Origin of the sequence: Sphingobium sp. JS3065 (assembly GCF_026427355.1) — a bacterium.
Taxonomy (GTDB): domain Bacteria; phylum Pseudomonadota; class Alphaproteobacteria; order Sphingomonadales; family Sphingomonadaceae; genus Sphingobium.
In genome coordinates, this window is record NZ_CP102664.1 from 1,078,178 (window position 1) to 1,094,024 (window position 15,847).

At 63.8% G+C, this 15,847-nt stretch carries 12 protein-coding genes and 2 tRNA genes; 5 read left to right on the forward strand and 9 right to left on the reverse strand.

The window, feature by feature from the left end; all coding sequences use genetic code 11:
* From ychF to NUH86_RS05320, 7 genes are all read right to left on the reverse strand, one after another.
* On the reverse strand, positions 1 to 1,101 hold the full coding sequence (ychF, locus tag NUH86_RS05290; protein ID WP_267251452.1) for a redox-regulated ATPase YchF: 1,101 nt from the start codon (positions 1,099 to 1,101) through the stop codon (positions 1 to 3).
* A 65-nt stretch (positions 1,102 to 1,166) separates the two neighbouring features.
* Positions 1,167 to 1,850: a DUF2490 domain-containing protein gene (locus tag NUH86_RS05295; RefSeq protein ID WP_267251453.1), complete on the reverse strand. Its 684-nt coding sequence runs from the start codon at positions 1,848 to 1,850 to the stop codon at positions 1,167 to 1,169.
* Between the two features lie 101 nt (positions 1,851 to 1,951).
* A complete protein-coding gene (locus tag NUH86_RS05300; protein WP_267251454.1) occupies positions 1,952 to 3,580 on the reverse strand; it encodes an alpha-D-glucose phosphate-specific phosphoglucomutase in 1,629 nt (542 codons plus the stop codon).
* Between the two features lie 112 nt (positions 3,581 to 3,692).
* Entirely contained in the window at positions 3,693 to 4,262 is a 570-nt protein-coding gene (pth, locus tag NUH86_RS05305; protein WP_267251455.1) for an aminoacyl-tRNA hydrolase, read from the reverse strand.
* An 86-nt stretch (positions 4,263 to 4,348) separates the two neighbouring features.
* Complete coding sequence (locus NUH86_RS05310; RefSeq protein ID WP_267251456.1) at positions 4,349 to 4,963, reverse strand: 50S ribosomal protein L25/general stress protein Ctc; 615 nt, start codon at positions 4,961 to 4,963, stop codon at positions 4,349 to 4,351.
* A gap of 108 nt (positions 4,964 to 5,071) precedes the next feature.
* Complete coding sequence (locus NUH86_RS05315) at positions 5,072 to 5,956, reverse strand: TraB/GumN family protein (RefSeq protein ID WP_267251457.1); 885 nt, start codon at positions 5,954 to 5,956, stop codon at positions 5,072 to 5,074.
* A gap of 1 nt (position 5,957) precedes the next feature.
* Positions 5,958 to 6,887 (reverse strand): TraB/GumN family protein, encoded by a 930-nt coding sequence (locus tag NUH86_RS05320; protein WP_267251458.1) that lies wholly within the window; start codon positions 6,885 to 6,887, stop codon positions 5,958 to 5,960.
* Positions 6,888 to 7,064: 177 nt separating this feature from the next.
* Between NUH86_RS05320 and NUH86_RS05325 the strand changes: the two genes are divergently transcribed.
* The 3 genes from NUH86_RS05325 (at position 7,065) to ppdK (ending at position 13,043) form a co-directional block, all read left to right on the forward strand.
* Entirely contained in the window at positions 7,065 to 7,937 is an 873-nt protein-coding gene (locus NUH86_RS05325; RefSeq protein ID WP_267251459.1) for a glycine--tRNA ligase subunit alpha, read from the forward strand.
* A 102-nt stretch (positions 7,938 to 8,039) separates the two neighbouring features.
* Positions 8,040 to 10,196 carry a glycine--tRNA ligase subunit beta gene (glyS, locus tag NUH86_RS05330; RefSeq protein ID WP_267251460.1) on the forward strand — a complete coding sequence of 719 codons (2,157 nt, stop codon included), beginning with the start codon at positions 8,040 to 8,042 and terminating at the stop codon, positions 10,194 to 10,196.
* A 144-nt stretch (positions 10,197 to 10,340) separates the two neighbouring features.
* A complete protein-coding gene (ppdK, locus tag NUH86_RS05335; RefSeq protein WP_267251461.1) occupies positions 10,341 to 13,043 on the forward strand; it encodes a pyruvate, phosphate dikinase in 2,703 nt (900 codons plus the stop codon).
* 37 nt (positions 13,044 to 13,080) lie between these two features.
* On the opposite strand, the gene NUH86_RS05340 is transcribed toward ppdK, so the two are convergent.
* Positions 13,081 to 13,581 carry a hypothetical protein gene (locus NUH86_RS05340; protein ID WP_267251462.1) on the reverse strand — a complete coding sequence of 167 codons (501 nt, stop codon included), beginning with the start codon at positions 13,579 to 13,581 and terminating at the stop codon, positions 13,081 to 13,083.
* A gap of 141 nt (positions 13,582 to 13,722) precedes the next feature.
* Here NUH86_RS05340 and NUH86_RS05345 point away from each other — a divergent pair.
* Together NUH86_RS05345 and NUH86_RS05350 are read left to right on the forward strand one after the other, a co-directional pair.
* Positions 13,723 to 13,799: transfer RNA gene (locus NUH86_RS05345), tRNA-Arg, on the forward strand.
* Positions 13,800 to 13,928: 129 nt separating this feature from the next.
* A tRNA-Arg gene (locus tag NUH86_RS05350) sits at positions 13,929 to 14,005 on the forward strand.
* On the opposite strand, the gene NUH86_RS05355 is transcribed toward NUH86_RS05350, so the two are convergent.
* Positions 13,961 to 15,658 (reverse strand): recombinase family protein, encoded by a 1,698-nt coding sequence (locus tag NUH86_RS05355; protein ID WP_267252032.1) that lies wholly within the window; start codon positions 15,656 to 15,658, stop codon positions 13,961 to 13,963. The genes NUH86_RS05350 and NUH86_RS05355 overlap by 45 nt on opposite strands.
* Between the last annotated feature and the right edge of the window lie 189 nt (positions 15,659 to 15,847).

The window sequence follows — 15,847 nt, forward strand, 5'->3', positions numbered from 1 at the left end:
CTAGACGTTGAAGCGGAACAGCATGATGTCGCCGTCCTGCGTCACATAATCCTTGCCTTCGGAGCGCCATTTGCCCGCTTCCTTGGCCCCGGCCTCGCCCTTATACTGGACATAGTCGGCATAGGCCATGGTTTCGGCCCGGATGAAGCCCTTCTCGAAATCCGTATGGATCGCGCCCGCCGCCTGAGGCGCCTTCGACCCCTTGGTCACGGTCCAGGCGCGGGCCTCCTTCGGTCCCACGGTGAAGAAGGTGATAAGCCCCAACAACTCATAACCCGCCCGAATGATGCGAGCGAGACCAGCCTCGGCCAGCCCCAGCGCCTCCAGATATTCTGCGCGCTCCTCGACCGGCATGGTGACGAGTTCCGCCTCGATGGCGGCAGAGACGATTACCGCCTTGGCATTCTCCGCCGCGGCCTTCTCGAACACCCGTGCCGAATGGGCATTGCCGGTGGCGGCGCTGTCTTCCTCTACATTGCAGACGTAGAGGACCGGCTTGGCCGTCAGCAACTGCGCCTGACCGAAGAGCCGCTCTTCCTCGACATCCTTGGGCACGGTGAGCCGCGCAGGCTTGCCGTCGCGCAGCAGCTCCAGCGCCTGCCCCAGCACCGCAGCGGCGGCCTTGGCCTCCTTGTCGCCCTGCGCCGCCTTCTTGGCGAGGTTGGGCACGCGCTTTTCCAGGCTCTCCAGATCGGCCAGCATCAATTCGGTCTCGACCGTCTCGGCGTCGGCGATGGGATCGACCTTGCCCTCGACATGGGTGATGTCGCCATCCTCGAAACAGCGCAGCACATGCACGATGGCGTCCGTCTCGCGAATGTTGGCCAGGAACTGGTTGCCCAGACCCTCGCCCTTGGACGCGCCGCGCACCAGCCCGGCAATGTCCACGAAGCTGAGCTGCGTCTCGATGATCTTGGCGCTGCCGCCGATCTTCGCGATGGTCTGCAACCTGTCATCGGGCACGGCGACCCGGCCCTCGTTCGGCTCTATGGTGCAGAAGGGATAGTTCGCCGCCTGCGCCGCCTGCGTCTCCGTCAGCGCATTGAACAGGGTGGACTTGCCCACATTGGGAAGCCCGACGATACCGCAACGAAAACCCATGCAACTGCCTTCACGTCAAGATGATTGGCCGCGCCGATAGCCTTTTCCGCGCGCAAAGGCCAGCCTCAGTGCCGGAAGAATAGCGTTACCGAAGCCACATGATTGACGCGGGCATTGCCGCCCCGCTGATCGATATATTGGTTGAGATAGCCGATCTCCGCCGTCGAAGCCCCGCCCAGGCCCAGTTCCGCCCCGACAAAGCTGCGCAACTGATCGAACCCGCCTTTCGCGCCCCAATCGGTGCTGTTGAGCGCCACGAACCCCTCGCCGTAAACCAGCGCGTTCACCGCATTGCTGCCGGGCTTCAGCGGCTTTTCATAGCGCAGCATCTCGCGCAGCCGCCAGCCCATGTCGTCGCCGTTCGACCGCCAGCGTTGCTCCAGCCGGGTCCGCGAAGACAGTTCGCCGCCCCAGGGTTTCCCCATGACCCAACTGATCTGCTGGAAACCGCGCTCCTCATTCACGTCCCGGCCGCCCTCGACCGGTTGCACGACATGAGCATAGCCCTGATAGACGGTGAGGCTGGGCGAAAGCTTCCACCCCACCGCGCCCCGCAGGATCATCTGGTCCAGCCGGGACACGCCGTCCCACACCCGTGGCTGTAGCTCGGCGAAATAGACGATCTTTCCAGAAACCGGCCCCATGGCGGTCAGATTGACCCAAAGCTGCTCATCCTCCGTCGTGCGGGCATGTGCATCAGGGGCGAGGCCTGCCAGGCAAGCGAAAAGAAGGAGAAGGAAACGGTGCATGGAAACCTCGAAATGGGACGCCATGAGGAGCGATGGGACGTCGCTTTAGCGACTTCGCCATTTCTCCATCATGTCCGAAAGGTAAGCGTTCGCGACCGGCATCAGGTAATGACGCTGGGCCGCTCCATCCCGGTGAAGCCCACAATATCCGCGACTTCCTGCGCCGCCTTCACCAGCGGCGCCAGCGCGTCGCCCGTCTCCAGCGCCAGATCGCCGCCCACGCCCACATAGCGCTCGATATAAACCCGCAAGGTCGCGCCTTCCGTGCCCGTTCCCGAAAGCCGGAACACGACCCGCGACCCATCCTCGAACAGCAGGCGCACGCCCTGGTTGCGGCTGACGGACTGGTCGGTCGGATCGGTATAGGCGAAATCGTCGGCGCCCTTAACCTTGCCGCCGCTGTTCGCCGTGCCCGGCAAATCCGCCAGCTTCCCCCGCAGCGCCGCCATCAGTGCATCGGCCCTGTCCTTGGCGATGCCCTCATAATCGTGCCGGGCATAATAGTTCCGGCCATAGGTCGCCCAATGCGCGGCCATGATCTCCGCCACGCTCTGCTGCCGCGCTGCCAGGATATTGAGCCACAGCAGCACCGCCCAGATGCCGTCCTTCTCGCGCACATGGTCGGACCCGGTGCCCGCGCTTTCCTCGCCGCAGATGGTCGCCATCCCGGCATCCAGCAGATTGCCGAAGAATTTCCATCCCGTCGGCGTCTCATAAAGGGGAATGCCCAGCTTCTCCGCTACCCGGTCCGCCGCGCCGCTGGTCGGCATCGACCGCGCAATGCCCTTGAGGCCCCCGGCATAGCCCGGCGCCAGATGCGCGTTGGCCGCCAGAACGGCCAGCGAATCCGACGGCGTCACATAGCAATGCCGTCCGATGATCAGATTCCGGTCGCCGTCGCCATCCGAAGCTGCGCCGAAATCCGGGGCATCCGCCGCCATCATCCGGTCGTAAAGCTCCTTCGCGTGGACCAGATTGGGATCGGGATGATGATGGCCGAAGTCGGGCAGGGGGGTGCCGTTGCGCACAGTCCCCGCAGGCGCGCCCAGCCGCTTCTCGAAAATCTCGACCGCATAAGGTCCGGTCACGGCGCTCATGCTGTCGAAGGAAAGGGTGAAGCCGCCAGCGATCATCGCCCTGATCGCGGCGAAATCGAACAGCCTCTCCATCAGGTCGGCATAGCCTGCCACCGGATCGACCACCTCTACGGTCATGCCGCCCAGATCGCTGACGCCAGGCGCGTCGATATCGACATGCCCCGCCGCAAGGATGCGATAGCTGTCGATCGCCAGCGTCCGCGCATAGATGGCGTCCGTCACCTTCTCCGGCGCGGGCCCGCCATTGGAGACGTTGTACTTGATCCCGAAATCCTCATCCGGCCCGCCCGGATTATGGCTGGCCGACAGCACCAATCCGCCAAAGGCGCCCGACGACCGGATCAGATGCGAAGCCGCCGGGGTGGAGAGAATGCCGCCCCGGCCCACCAGCACCCGGCCAAAGCCATTGGCCGCCGCCATCTTCAGCACGATCTGGATGACTTCGCGGTTCAGATAGCGCCCGTCGCCGCCGACCACCAAAGTCTGGCCTGCATATCCCTCCAGACTGTCGAACACCGACTGGACGAAATTCTCCGCATAATGGGGCTGCTGGAAGATGCGGACCTTCTTGCGCAGACCGGACGTGCCGGGTTTCTGGTCGTTAAAAGGCTTCGTCGCGACGGTCTGTATCACCCATATCCCCTTGGGAAAGAAAGAAGTCAGATTTCCTCTATGGCCCGGACATGCGACGAACCGCAATCCACCACCTGCGGCTCGCCGTAAGCGCGGGGCGGACGGGCGTGCATCACTCCGAAAGGCGCAGCGCCACCTCGTTCATGAACCGCGCATCGTCGCCCTTTGCCAGCCACTCCGCCTCGGCCCCGATCGCGCCCAGCATGTCGGCCAGCGCGTCCGTCTCGCTCTTGTGATAATTGCCCAGCACATAGCCATGCACCCGGTCCTTGTGCCCCGGATGCCCGATGCCGATCCGTACCCGGCGAAATTCCGCCCCGATATGTGCATCCGTCGAACGCAGGCCGTTATGCCCGGCATTGCCGCCGCCGCGCTTCACCTTCACCTTCATCGGCGCAAGGTCGAGTTCGTCGTGGAAGACCGTCACATCCTCAGGCGTCAGCTTGTAGAATCGCATTGCCTCACCGATGGAGCGTCCGCTTTCGTTCATGAAGGTCGCAGGCTTGATCAGGATGATCTTCTCCGGCCCGATCCGTCCTTCCTGCACCCATCCCTGGAACTGCTTCTTCGGCGGCGAGAAGCGATGCATGTCCGCGATCACATCCGCAGCCATGAAGCCGACATTGTGCCGGTGCATCGCATATTGGGTACCGGGATTGCCCAGGCCCGCCCAGATCTGCATCGCTTGCCCACTCCAAAGAAAAATCCCGCTTGCCGGGTAGGCAAGCGGGATCGAAATTTCCAGCCCGAAGGCTCAACCCGAAAGGCTCAGGCGCCCTCAGCCGGGGTCTCGTTATCGCCTTCGGCGCTCTTCAGGGCCGAGGGGGCAACGATGGTCGCGACGGTGAAGTCGGTTTCGTCATGCGCGGCCTTGGCGCCCTTGGGCAGCTTCACGGCGCTGATGTGGATCGATTCGCCCACATCCAGGCCGGTCAGGTCGACGATGACGTCGTCGGGGATTTCGGCCGCGTCGACGATCAGTTCGACCTCATGCGCGACGATGTTCAGCACGCCGCCCTTCTTGATGCCGGGCGAAGCGTCTTCATTGTCGAAGCGCACCGGCACGTTGACGTGGACGGTGGCATGTTCCGAAACGCGCAGGAAATCGGCGTGCAGCGGACGGTCGCTTACGGGGTGGAAAGCCACATCCTTGGGCAGGGTGCGGACGGCCTTGCCGTTCACCTCGACCATGACGACCGAATTGAAGAAGTGGCCGGTGCCGAGCAGCTTGTTGAGGAGCTTTTCCTCGACGTGGATCGACTGCGGTTCTTCATTGTTACCATAGATGACGGCGGGTACGCGGCCCTCACGGCGGAGAGCACGGGAGGCTCCCTTGCCTGCCCGATCGCGTGCCTCTGCCGACAGCGTAAGCTGCTCGCTCATTGCGTGTCTCCAAAAGCAAATTGATGTAATCGCCCGCCACGCCTCCAGGGATGACCATGTCGGGACCGGCGCCCAATAACAGAAAGGGGCGGGAAAGCAAGGGGCGCCCTATTGCACCCGCGTCACCCTGTACCCGCTGGCTTGCAGCAGTTCGACCAGATTGCCCTTGCCCGCCAGGTGCCCCGCGCCCACGGCGATGAACGGTCGTCCCTTGATCGCCTCGACCGCCTTCACCCAATCCCGGTTGCGGTCGATCAGTACGGCCTGCTCGACCACCGGATCGGGTTCCTCGCCGTTCTGATCCTCCTGCGCCAGCGTCGCGACGTCGCCCCTGATCCACGCCTTGAGGATGCGGTCGTAGAGCGTCCGCATATCCTTCGCCTCACGCACCGTATCGACCAGAAGCCGCTGCTGCGCGGCCCCTGGAAGCGTGTCGAAGGCCCGGAACTGCCGTTCCACCGTCTCCAGCCCGCTTGTCGGTTTCCCGCTATCCTTGAACGCGGCGATCAGCGCCGGTTCCACGCCATTATCCTGGCTGACATGCAATGCCTGCTGCGCCGCCGCGGAAAGCAGCATCGCCGCCGCCCAGCTTTCATAGCCGGAGAGCATCCGCACATCAGCGCCGCCATCGTGGGCGATCTGCTCCAGCGCGGCCCTGTCCTCGCGCGGCACCCGCGCCTCCAGCGGCGGAAGGCCCGGACTGCGCCCCATTTTCTCGAACTGCGCCAGCGTCCCCGCCTGATCCTGGATTTCCGCGGATTCCAGCACCAGCCGGTCCGCGCGCGCCATGGCGTCCACGATCGACCCCGTCCGCCATTTCACATTGGCGGGCAGCACATGAATGGTCCCGAACAGCCATCCATCCATGCCCTTGCCCTCGACCCGCCAAAGCGCAGGCCCGCGGCCCTCAGGCGGGGCAGGGCGCTCATCCCCGCAAGCGACCAACAGGAAGAAAGCCGCCAGCCCCAGCCAGCAGGCCAGCCGATGCATCATCCTATTGCTTCACCCGCTCAGATGAGACGCCGAGCGCCTTCAACTGGTCCTGAACGCTGCCCTTGCCCGCCAGATGCCCCGCGCCCACCGCGATGAACACCGTGCCCGGCTGGTCCAGCCGCTGCCTGATCCACTTCGCCCAATTGGCGTTGCGCTGGATCAGCAGCACCTGCGCCAGTTCCGGCGTCGCCTCCAGAGATTCGTTCATCACCGCCGCCAGCTTGTCCGGCTCGCCGCCTTGCCAATGGGCGACAAGGGTGGCGAACTCCCTGTCCATATCCGGCAGGCCCTCGACGGTCGCGGTCAGGAATTTCACCTGCTGCACCATCGGCAGGCCCGCGAAATAGCCCAGTTGCTGTTCCACCGTCTCCAGCGAGCCGACCTTCTTGCCTGAAGCCCTGGCCGCCGCCGTCAGCACCTTCTCCGCGCCAAGGTCGGACTTGTAGCCCAGCTTCTCCAGCGGCTGCACCGACAATGCCATGCCCGCCATCCAGGGATTGAACATCTCGAAGACTTGCCACGGCAACCCATTCGCCGTCATCGCCGCCAGATATTTCCCGCGTTCTTCGCCATTCAGCCGGTCCGACAGTTTGACGCCGTCCCGCGCAAGAGCCGCGCCAGCCATGGTCGAGGCCAGTGCATCGGGATCTTCCGGCTCCACAATCTCCAGAACCAGCTCATCCGACCGTTCGAAAGCGGATTTCACCCCGCCCTTGAACCAGTCCACCCCCGGCTTCATCACATGCACCGTACCGAACAGGTAGATGGTGGTATCGGCATCCTTCACCGCCCACAACGCCGGCGTCACATAGGCGGAGCGCACCGCCGCATCGCGAGCGGAAGCGGGCCGATCCAGCGCGCATCCACCCAGCATCATCATGGCGGGCGCCAACCATTTAAGATTGGGCCAGCGGAAGTTGGGCCATTTCATCCGATTTTCACGTCCATCCGATCGATCTTTCCTCATCCATGCGTCCCGCAACGCAACAGGGCAAGCGGATTTACCTTCCTTGACCGCCCTCTTTTCCTTGACCCTGCGCCCTCGCTGCGCCAAGGCGCGCCGCAATCGACCGTCATTTTTCCGAGCCGTGATTTCTGGGGACCGTCCGTGGCGACAAGTGAAGCGCTCTCCTTTCAGGATCTGATCCTGACGCTCCATGCCTATTGGGGAAAGCAGGGCTGCGTCATCCTGCAACCCTATGACATGGAGGTGGGCGCGGGCACTTTCCACCCGGCGACGACGCTGCGCAGCCTTGGCCCGAACGCCTGGAACGCCGCCTATGTCCAGCCCAGCCGCCGCCCGACCGACGGCCGCTATGGCGAAAACCCCAATCGCCTCCAGCATTATTACCAATATCAGGTCATCATGAAGCCGTCCCCGGCGAACCTCCAGGAACTCTATCTGGGTTCGTTGGTGGAGATCGGCATCGACCCGCTGGTCCACGACATCCGGTTCGTGGAGGATGACTGGGAAAGCCCGACGCTGGGCGCATGGGGCCTGGGCTGGGAAGTCTGGTGCGACGGCATGGAGGTCACCCAGTTCACTTATTTCCAGCAGATGGGCGGCTTCGACTGCAAGCCGGTCGCGGGCGAACTGACCTACGGCCTTGAACGCCTCGCCATGTATATCCAGGGCGTGGACAGCGTGTATGACCTGAAGTTCAACGACGCGGGCGTCACATATGGCGACGTGTTCCTTGAGAATGAACGGCAGATGTCGAAGTGGAATTTCGAGATCGCCGACACCGAAAAGCTGTTCCGCTGGTTCAAGGATGCCGAGGCGGAGTGCAAGGCTTCGCTGGAGGCCGGGGTTGCGCTCGCCGCCTATGACCAGGCGATCAAGGCGAGCCATGTCTTCAACCTGCTCCAGGCGCGGGGCGTCATATCGGTGCAGGAGCGCGCCAGCTATATCGGCCGCGTGCGCGACCTGGCCAAGGGCGCCTGCGAAAAGTGGATGGAAGTGAACGGGTGGGCCGCGTGATGCACATCCGTCTCCCCCAAGGCCATGCCCTATCCCCGTTCGGGCTGAGCCTGTCGAAGCCCTTCACTTCTTCCACCTCTTTCAAGAATGCGGTTCCGGCCCATGACTGATTTCCTCCTCGAACTGCGCTGCGAAGAAATCCCCGCCCGGATGCAGCTCAAGGCCAGTGAAGACCTGGCCCGCCTCTTCACCGAGGAATTGGCGAAGGCAGGCCTGAAACCCGAAAGCATCGACAGCTTCGTCACCCCCCGCCGCCTCGCGCTGATCGCCCGCAACCTGCCGCTGGAAACCGCCGCCGTCAGCGAGGAGCATAAAGGCCCGCGCACCTCGGCTCCGGCTCAGGCGCTGGAAGGCTTCCTCCGCAAGACCGGCCTGACCCAGGATCAATTGGAAGACCGCGACGGCGTCTGGTTCGCCACGGTCAACAAGCCCGGCCGCGCCACCGCCGAGGTGCTGGCCGAAGCCGTCCCCACGGTCATCCGCGCTTTCCCCTGGCCCAAGTCCATGCGCTGGGGCACGGCCTCGCAAACCACGGAGAGCCTCCGCTGGGTCCGCCCGCTGCAAGGGATCGTCGCGATCCTGGGCGAAGAACTGGTCGATATCGAGATCGAAGGGATCAAGTCGGGCTACGCCACGCTCGGCCACCGCTTCCACCATCCCGGCGGGATCACCATCGGCGGCGCGGCGGACTATGCCGAAAAGCTGCGCGCCTGCCATGTGATCGTCAGCCACCAGGAACGCCAGTCGATCATCGAGGCGAAGGCTGCCGAAGCCGCCGCCGCCCATGGCTATACGGTGATCGAGGACAAGGGTCTGGTCGCGGAAAATGCGGGCCTGACCGAATGGCCGGTGCCATTGCTCGGCGATTTCGATCCCGCTTTTCTTGAGGTTCCGCCTGAAGTCATCCAGTTAACCCTCCGTATCAACCAGAAATATTTCGTCCTGCGCGATGCCAGCGGCAAGCTGGCCCCGGCCTTTATCTGCACCGCCAATATCGAGGCGAAGGACGGCGGCGCGGCGATCATCGCAGGCAATCGCAAGGTTCTCGCCGCCCGTCTGTCCGATGCCCGCTTCTTCTGGGAGCAGGACCGCAAGACCAAGCTGGAAGACCATGCGAAGAAGCTGGAACGCATCACCTTCCACGAAAAGCTCGGTACTGTAGCGGACAAGGTCGAGCGGGTCGCGAAGCTGGCCCGCTGGCTGGTGGAGGAGGGCATCATTTCTCCCCTCCCGCAGGCGGGAGGGGTCGGGGGTGGGCTTGCCGACCTGGCCGAACAGGCCGCCCGCCTGGCCAAAGCGGACCTCGTCACCGAAATGGTGGGCGAGTTTCCCGAACTTCAAGGCATTATGGGCGGTTATTATGCCCGCGCCGAAGCTTTGCCCGATGCCGTGGCCGACGCGATCCGCGACCATTACAAGCCTGTCGGGCAGGGCGACGATGTTCCGACTGCCCCGGTGACGGTAGCTGTGTCTTTGGCGGACAAGCTGGACAGTTTGTTCCAATTCTTCGCAATTGATGAAAAGCCTACCGGTTCTCGCGACCCCTTTGCATTGCGGAGGGCGGCGCTCGGGATAATTTTGCTCATAGAACGCAGCGGCCTTCGCGCGCCATTTTGGAAAATATTGCCGCATTTTCAGAACGATCTGAGCGAGCCTGCGAGCACCGGCAATGTCATAGATGCGGTGCTCGACTTCTTCGCAGACCGCCTCAAGGTCCAGCAAAAGGAAGCAGGCGTCCGCCACGACCTGATCGACGCGGTGTTCGCGCTCGGCGGCGAGGACGATCTCGTCCGCCTGCTCGCTCGCGTGAAGGCGCTTCAGTCTTTCGTCGCCACCGACGACGGCACGAACCTCCTCGCAGGCTATAAGCGCGCCGCCAACATCCTGAAAAAGGAAGGCATCGAATCTCCCAGTGCTCCTGCGCAGGCAGGAGCCCAGAGTGGCGAAGTGGGACCAAGCCCTGGGCTCCTGCCTGCGCAGGAGCACGGTGCACTTGGTTACACCCCCGAGTCCGCCGAAGCCGCGCTCATCGCCGCCCTCGACGCGGCCGAGCCTCGCGCCACCGCCTCGGTCGCGGGGGAGGATTTCGAAGCCGCAATGACTGCGCTTGCAACATTGCGCGCCCCCATCGACGCCTTTTTCGAGACCGTCACCGTCAACGACGCCGATGAAGCGAAGCGTTCCGCTCGCCTGGCGCTGCTCTGGCGGGTGCGCAAGGCGGTCCATGCCGTGGCTGATTTCTCGAAAATTACAGGATAATAAAGACAGATACCCGCTCAAGCGGGAAAATCAGTGAAATGAGAGAGCAATCATCGTAAAAGCGGGTGCGTTTATCGCTCCCTTGTTTTAAAGATTTGTTGCATCGCACAAATACACGGCAATCAGTGCAGGAGAGCCGCGATTATGTTGACAATGGAAGAGGCCAGCATGAGCACGACCGCTACCCGTTATGTCTATCGTTTCGGCGGCGGCGTCGATGATGGCGGCAAGGGCGACAAGAATCTCCTGGGCGGCAAGGGCGCCAATCTGGACGGCATGGCCGCCATCGGCCTGCCTGTGCCTCCCGGTTTCACCATCACGACCGAGATGTGCACCCGCTATTACACCGACGGCGGCGTCTATCCAGAAAGCCTGAAGGCGGAAGTAGCGAACGGCATCGCTCATATCGAAGGCATCACCGGCAAGAAGTTCGGCGACAAGGCCGACCCGCTGTTGGTCTCTGTCCGTTCCGGTGCGCGCATTTCCATGCCCGGCATGATGGACACGGTGCTGAACCTTGGCCTCAACGACGAAACCGTGATCGGCCTCGCCGCCGCGTCGGGCGACGAGCGTTTCGCCTGGGACAGCTATCGCCGCTTCATCCAGATGTATTCGGACGTGGTGCTGGAACTCGACCATGGCGCCTTCGAAGAAGCGCTGGAAGTCGCGAAGGAAGACCAGGGTTACACGCTCGACACGGAAATGACTGCCGCGGACTGGAAGGCGCTCGTTGCGGAATATAAGGCTCTGGTTTCAAAGCTTTGGAACAAACCCTTCCCGCAGGATGTGAACGACCAGCTTTGGGGCGCGATCAGCGCCGTTTTCGGTAGCTGGCAGGCCGACCGGGCCAAGGTCTATCGCCGCCTGAACTCCATCCCGCACGATTGGGGCACCGCCGTCAACGTGCAGGCGATGGTGTTCGGCAATATGGGCGACACCTCGGCCACCGGCGTTGCCTTCACCCGCGACCCCGCGACCGGCGAAAACGCCTATTATGGCGAATATCTCATCAACGCCCAGGGCGAGGACGTGGTGGCGGGCATCCGCACGCCGCAATATCTGACCCTCCAGGCACGCGAGCGGGCAGGGGCCAAGCCACTGTCGATGGAAGAGGCGATGCCGGAAACCTATGCCGAACTGGCGCGGGTGTTCCAGATCCTCGAAACCCATTATCGCGACATGCAGGACATCGAGTTCACGGTGCAGCAGGGCAAGCTCTGGATGCTCCAGACCCGCTCCGGCAAGCGCACCGCCAAGGCCGCGCTCAAGATCGCGGTCGACATGGCGAATGAAGGCCTGATCACCGAGGAAGAGGCCGTCGCCCGCGTCGATCCCGCCGCGCTCGACCAGCTTCTCCACCCGACGCTCGATCCCAAGGCGCCACGCGACGTGCTGACCAAGGGCCTGCCTGCCTCGCCGGGCGCGGCTTCGGGCGCGATCGTGTTTGACGCCGACACCGCCGAGCGCCGCAACGAACTGGGCGATTCGGTCATCCTCGTCCGCGTGGAAACCAGCCCCGAGGACATTCACGGCATGCACGCGGCCAAGGGCATCCTGACCGCGCGCGGCGGCATGACCAGCCACGCCGCCGTGGTCGCGCGCGGCATGGGTCGTCCCTGCGTCTCCGGCGCCGGCAGCCTGTCCATCGACAATGCGGCCAAGACGCTGCGCATCGAAGGCCGCACGCTCAAGGAAGGCGACATCCTCACCATCGACGGTTCGACCGGCGAGGTGATGGCGGGCGAAGTCCCGACCGTGCAGCCCGAACTGGCGGGCGACTTCGGCATCCTGATGGCCTGGGCCGACAAGGTCCGCCGCCTCAAGGTCCGCGCCAATGCCGAAACGCCGCTGGACTGCCAGACCGCCCGCGATTTCGGCGCGGAAGGCGTGGGCCTGTGCCGCACCGAGCATATGTTCTTCGACGCGGCTCGCATCACCGCCGTCCGCGAGATGATCCTGGCCGACAGCGAGAAGGGCCGCCGCATCGCGCTCGACAAGCTGCTGCCGGAACAGCGGGACGATTTCGCGCAGATTTTCATGGTGATGGCGGGCCTGCCCGTCACCATCCGCCTGCTCGATCCGCCGCTGCACGAATTCCTGCCCCATGGCGAAGCGGAGTTCGAGGAAGTGGCCAAGGCCGCGGGCGTCGGCGTAGAAGCATTGAAGCGCCGCGCCGCCGAACTGCATGAATTCAACCCGATGCTGGGCCATCGCGGTTGCCGCCTGGGCGTCACCTATCCTGAAATCTACGAGATGCAGGCCCGCGCCATCTTCGAAGCAGCGCTGATCATCAAGCAGCGTTCGGGCGAAGCGCCGATCCCGGAAATCATGATCCCGCTCGTCGCCACGAAGAAGGAGCTGGAACTGATGAAGGCGATTGTCGACAGGGTCGCGCAGGAGGTCTTCACGGAGCAGGGCGCCAGCGTCGAATATCTGGTCGGCACTATGATCGAACTGCCGCGCGCCGCGCTGAAGGCAGGCGAGATCGCCGAAGTGGGCGAATTCTTCTCCTTCGGCACCAACGACCTGACGCAGACCACCATCGGCATCAGCCGTGACGATGCGGGCCGTTTCCTGACGCAATATGTCGACAAGGGTATCTTCGCCCGCGACCCGTTCGTCAGCATCGACGTCGAAGGCGTCGGTGAACTCATCGAACTGGCGGTCGAACGCGGCCGCGCCACCCGCAGCGGCATCAAGCTCGGTATTTGCGGCGAGCATGGCGGCGATCCGGCTTCCATCGCTTTCTGTGAGAAGACCGGTCTCGATTATGTGTCGGCCTCGCCCTATCGGGTGCCGATCGCCCGCCTCGCCGCCGCTCAGGCGGCGCTGGCGAACAGAAAGTAATAGCGGAGGGGGCGGGAGGCTATCCCGCCCTTCTCATTCAGACACGCCTGGCGCTACGCTGGTAAAGCCGCGCATGTTCATCATCCTTGCGCCCATCGAGCAGCCGGGCCTGTTCCCGCCATTCCTCCCGCGCAATCACGCCTGGCTTCAATCCCAGGCGCGTTTCCAGCGTGGCTTCCTGCTCGCTGCCGATGGCGGCGATCTGCGCATAGCGATGATAGCCCGCCTCGTTGAGCGCGATTTCGTCCTGCGGCGTGATCCCGTGAATGCGGCTGAGGTCATCGCGCCCATGCACGGCCCCCGCGACAGCCTCCGCCGTGCCGGGACCGATGGGGCCGGATTGCCTTTCCAGTTCCGCAATCCTCTCCTGGGCGGCGGCCAGCCGCGCATCCCGGTCGTTGACCGCCTGGCCATGGGCCAAGCGTTCGTCCCGCCAATAGCGCTTATATTTGCCGCGCCCGCTCATGATGAGGCCCAGAACCAGCCCCACCAGCAGCGCAAGCACCAGCAGCGCGATTTCGTTGAGGGTGAAGGTCATTTCAGCATCCTTTCCTTTGTCCCCGAACGAGTGGGCGGGGGCAAAGGTTGCGGTTCGGCCCGACCCTTCGGCCCTCCCGTCAAAAAACTGCAAAAAGGGCTTGCCCAAATGCATGAGCGCTTCTATCTGCGCCACTCCAACGCACCCGTAGCTCAGCTGGATAGAGCATCAGACTACGAATCTGAGGGTCGGACGTTCGAATCGTTCCGGGTGCGCCATTTTCCCCATCGACATTTGCCAAGTTGAACCGGCATCCGGACGCGGGAAGGTGCGCCCATTTAAATTCCCGACGGCAAAGTTAAGGGGTTGCCAGACCGCTCTGCCCCTTCTATCTGCCCCTCCACAACGCACCCGTAGCTCAGCTGGATAGAGCATCAGACTACGAATCTGAGGGTCGGACGTTCGAATCGTTCCGGGTGCGCCATTTCGGTTCAAAGGCACGAACGCCTAGCACCGCCGCCTCTACGCCAGGGGCGGCGGTTAGCGTTCGGAGCAGTTCGCTCCGCAGTCCACGGATACGAACCTCCTTCCGGCTGACCACTTCCACCCGCTGGGCGACCGCCCGTACCTGATCGCGGGCGAACGTGCCGTCTCCGTTGCGCAGCTTCTTGCGGAGGGCAGCCGCGAATGCGCGCAGGCTCTCCGGCGTGATCGCCGGTCCGATCTTCACGATATGCGACATCGCGCGCTCGGAATCGCCCTTGGCCTGGTCCCGCGTCGCGGTCAGCTCGGCGATCCGATCTTTCAGCGACGGGTCGCTCACGTCGATGACACCGTTCTCGATCGCGTCATAGAGGCGCTTGAGTTTCGCTTCCGCCTCGGTCGCTCGCCGCTCAAGATCGGCGACATGCTGGCGGCGCTGGTTCACCCACTCATCGCGGCGTTCGAGGATCTGATCCATCAGAGCTTCGAGTCGCGCCGGGTCGAGCAGACGCGCTTCGAGATGATCGACCACGGCCTCATTGAGCCGATCCATCGGCACGGTGATGCCGGGACAGCCTGTCGCACCCTGCCGCGCCTTCGTCGAGCAGGTGTAATAGCGATATTCCCGGCCGACGCTGCTGGTGCCCGTGCGCAGCGTCATCGCGCCGCCGCAGCACGCGCAGAAGCAAATGCCGGTGAGCAGCGTCGGGCCGCCCACCGCCATCGGCGCCATCATCTTCGGGCTGCGCGCCTTGAGCGAGCGCTGGACCGCCTCGAACTCCGCCTCCGAGACGATCGGCGGCACTTCCATGACCGCGTGCTCGCTCTCAGGCTTGGGCGTCCTCGTCTTATGGTCGCGGGTGTTGAAGCGGTGCTGGCCGATATAGGTGGTGCGGGTGAGAACCTGATGCACCGCGCCCAAGCCCCAGCGCCCGCCGTCGCGGGTGCGGATGTTGTTCTCATTGAGCCAAGTAGCGATCGACTTGAGGCCCATCGCACCGCGGTTATCGACGCCGTTCAGCGCCATGCGGAAGATGCGCCGCACCGTCTCGGCCTGGATCGGGTCGATCTCCAGCTTCTTCTTAATCTTCGCGCCGCGCTCCCCGGCCGCAACCACGCGGTAGCCGATCGGCGCACGCGCGCCGTTCCAGAAACCTTGCCGGGCGTTTTCCTTCATCGCCCGCAGCGTGTGCTTGCCGTTCTCTTTCGACTGATACTCGTCGAACAGCGTCATGATCTGGCGCATCATGATGCTCATCGGATCGTCGCCCAGGTCTTGGGTGATCGAGACGAGCTTCACCCCGTTTTTCGCCAGCTTGCGGACGTAGAACTCGAACTGGAACTGGTCGCGAAAGAACCGCGAGAAGCTGTGGACGACGATGACAGTGAACGTCGGCGGCTTTGTCATCGCCGCGTCGATCATGGCTTGAAAAGCAGGCCGCCGATCGTCGGTCGCGGTGTTGCCCGGCTCGACGAACTCGGCCGCGACTTCCCAGCCGCGCGACAGGCAATAGCCTTCGATCTGGCGGCGCTGGTCGGGAATCGACAGGTCGCTCTCGGCCTGCCGGCCGGTCGAGACACGCAGATAGAGCGCTGCGCGGGCCGTCGCCACGACCGGCGGGGTCTCCTCGACGCGAAGGGCGGCGTCGGTCATGGCATGGTCCTCCTTATCTCACGGCAAGGGTCCGAACAGGTCGTCCAGCTCCTTGCGCAAATGGCCTTCGATCGCGCGCAGCTCTGCGTCGCCGATCGGAACCCGCTCGGGCCAGTCATCCGTGACAACGATCGGCCCGCTATCCTTGATGACGCGCCCGCGGGACGCGGCTCGCTGCGGCGGCGCGCG

Bases quoted from the DNA above. Each gene is read 5' to 3' on its own strand.
- ychF (WP_267251452.1), bottom strand. From the start codon at position 1,101: ATGGGTTTTCGTTGCGGTATCGTCGGGCTTCCCAATGTGGGCAAGTCC.
- NUH86_RS05295 (WP_267251453.1), bottom strand. From the start codon at position 1,850: ATGCACCGTTTCCTTCTCCTTCTTTTCGCTTGCCTGGCAGGCCTCGCC.
- pth (WP_267251455.1), bottom strand. From the start codon at position 4,262: ATGCAGATCTGGGCGGGCCTGGGCAATCCCGGTACCCAATATGCGATG.
- NUH86_RS05310 (WP_267251456.1), bottom strand. From the start codon at position 4,963: ATGAGCGAGCAGCTTACGCTGTCGGCAGAGGCACGCGATCGGGCAGGC.
- NUH86_RS05315 (WP_267251457.1), bottom strand. From the start codon at position 5,956: ATGATGCATCGGCTGGCCTGCTGGCTGGGGCTGGCGGCTTTCTTCCTG.
- NUH86_RS05320 (WP_267251458.1), bottom strand. From the start codon at position 6,887: ATGAAATGGCCCAACTTCCGCTGGCCCAATCTTAAATGGTTGGCGCCC.
- glyS (WP_267251460.1), top strand. From the start codon at position 8,040: ATGACTGATTTCCTCCTCGAACTGCGCTGCGAAGAAATCCCCGCCCGG.
- ppdK (WP_267251461.1), top strand. From the start codon at position 10,341: ATGTTGACAATGGAAGAGGCCAGCATGAGCACGACCGCTACCCGTTAT.
- NUH86_RS05340 (WP_267251462.1), bottom strand. From the start codon at position 13,581: ATGACCTTCACCCTCAACGAAATCGCGCTGCTGGTGCTTGCGCTGCTG.
- NUH86_RS05355 (WP_267252032.1), bottom strand. From the start codon at position 15,658: ATGACCGACGCCGCCCTTCGCGTCGAGGAGACCCCGCCGGTCGTGGCG.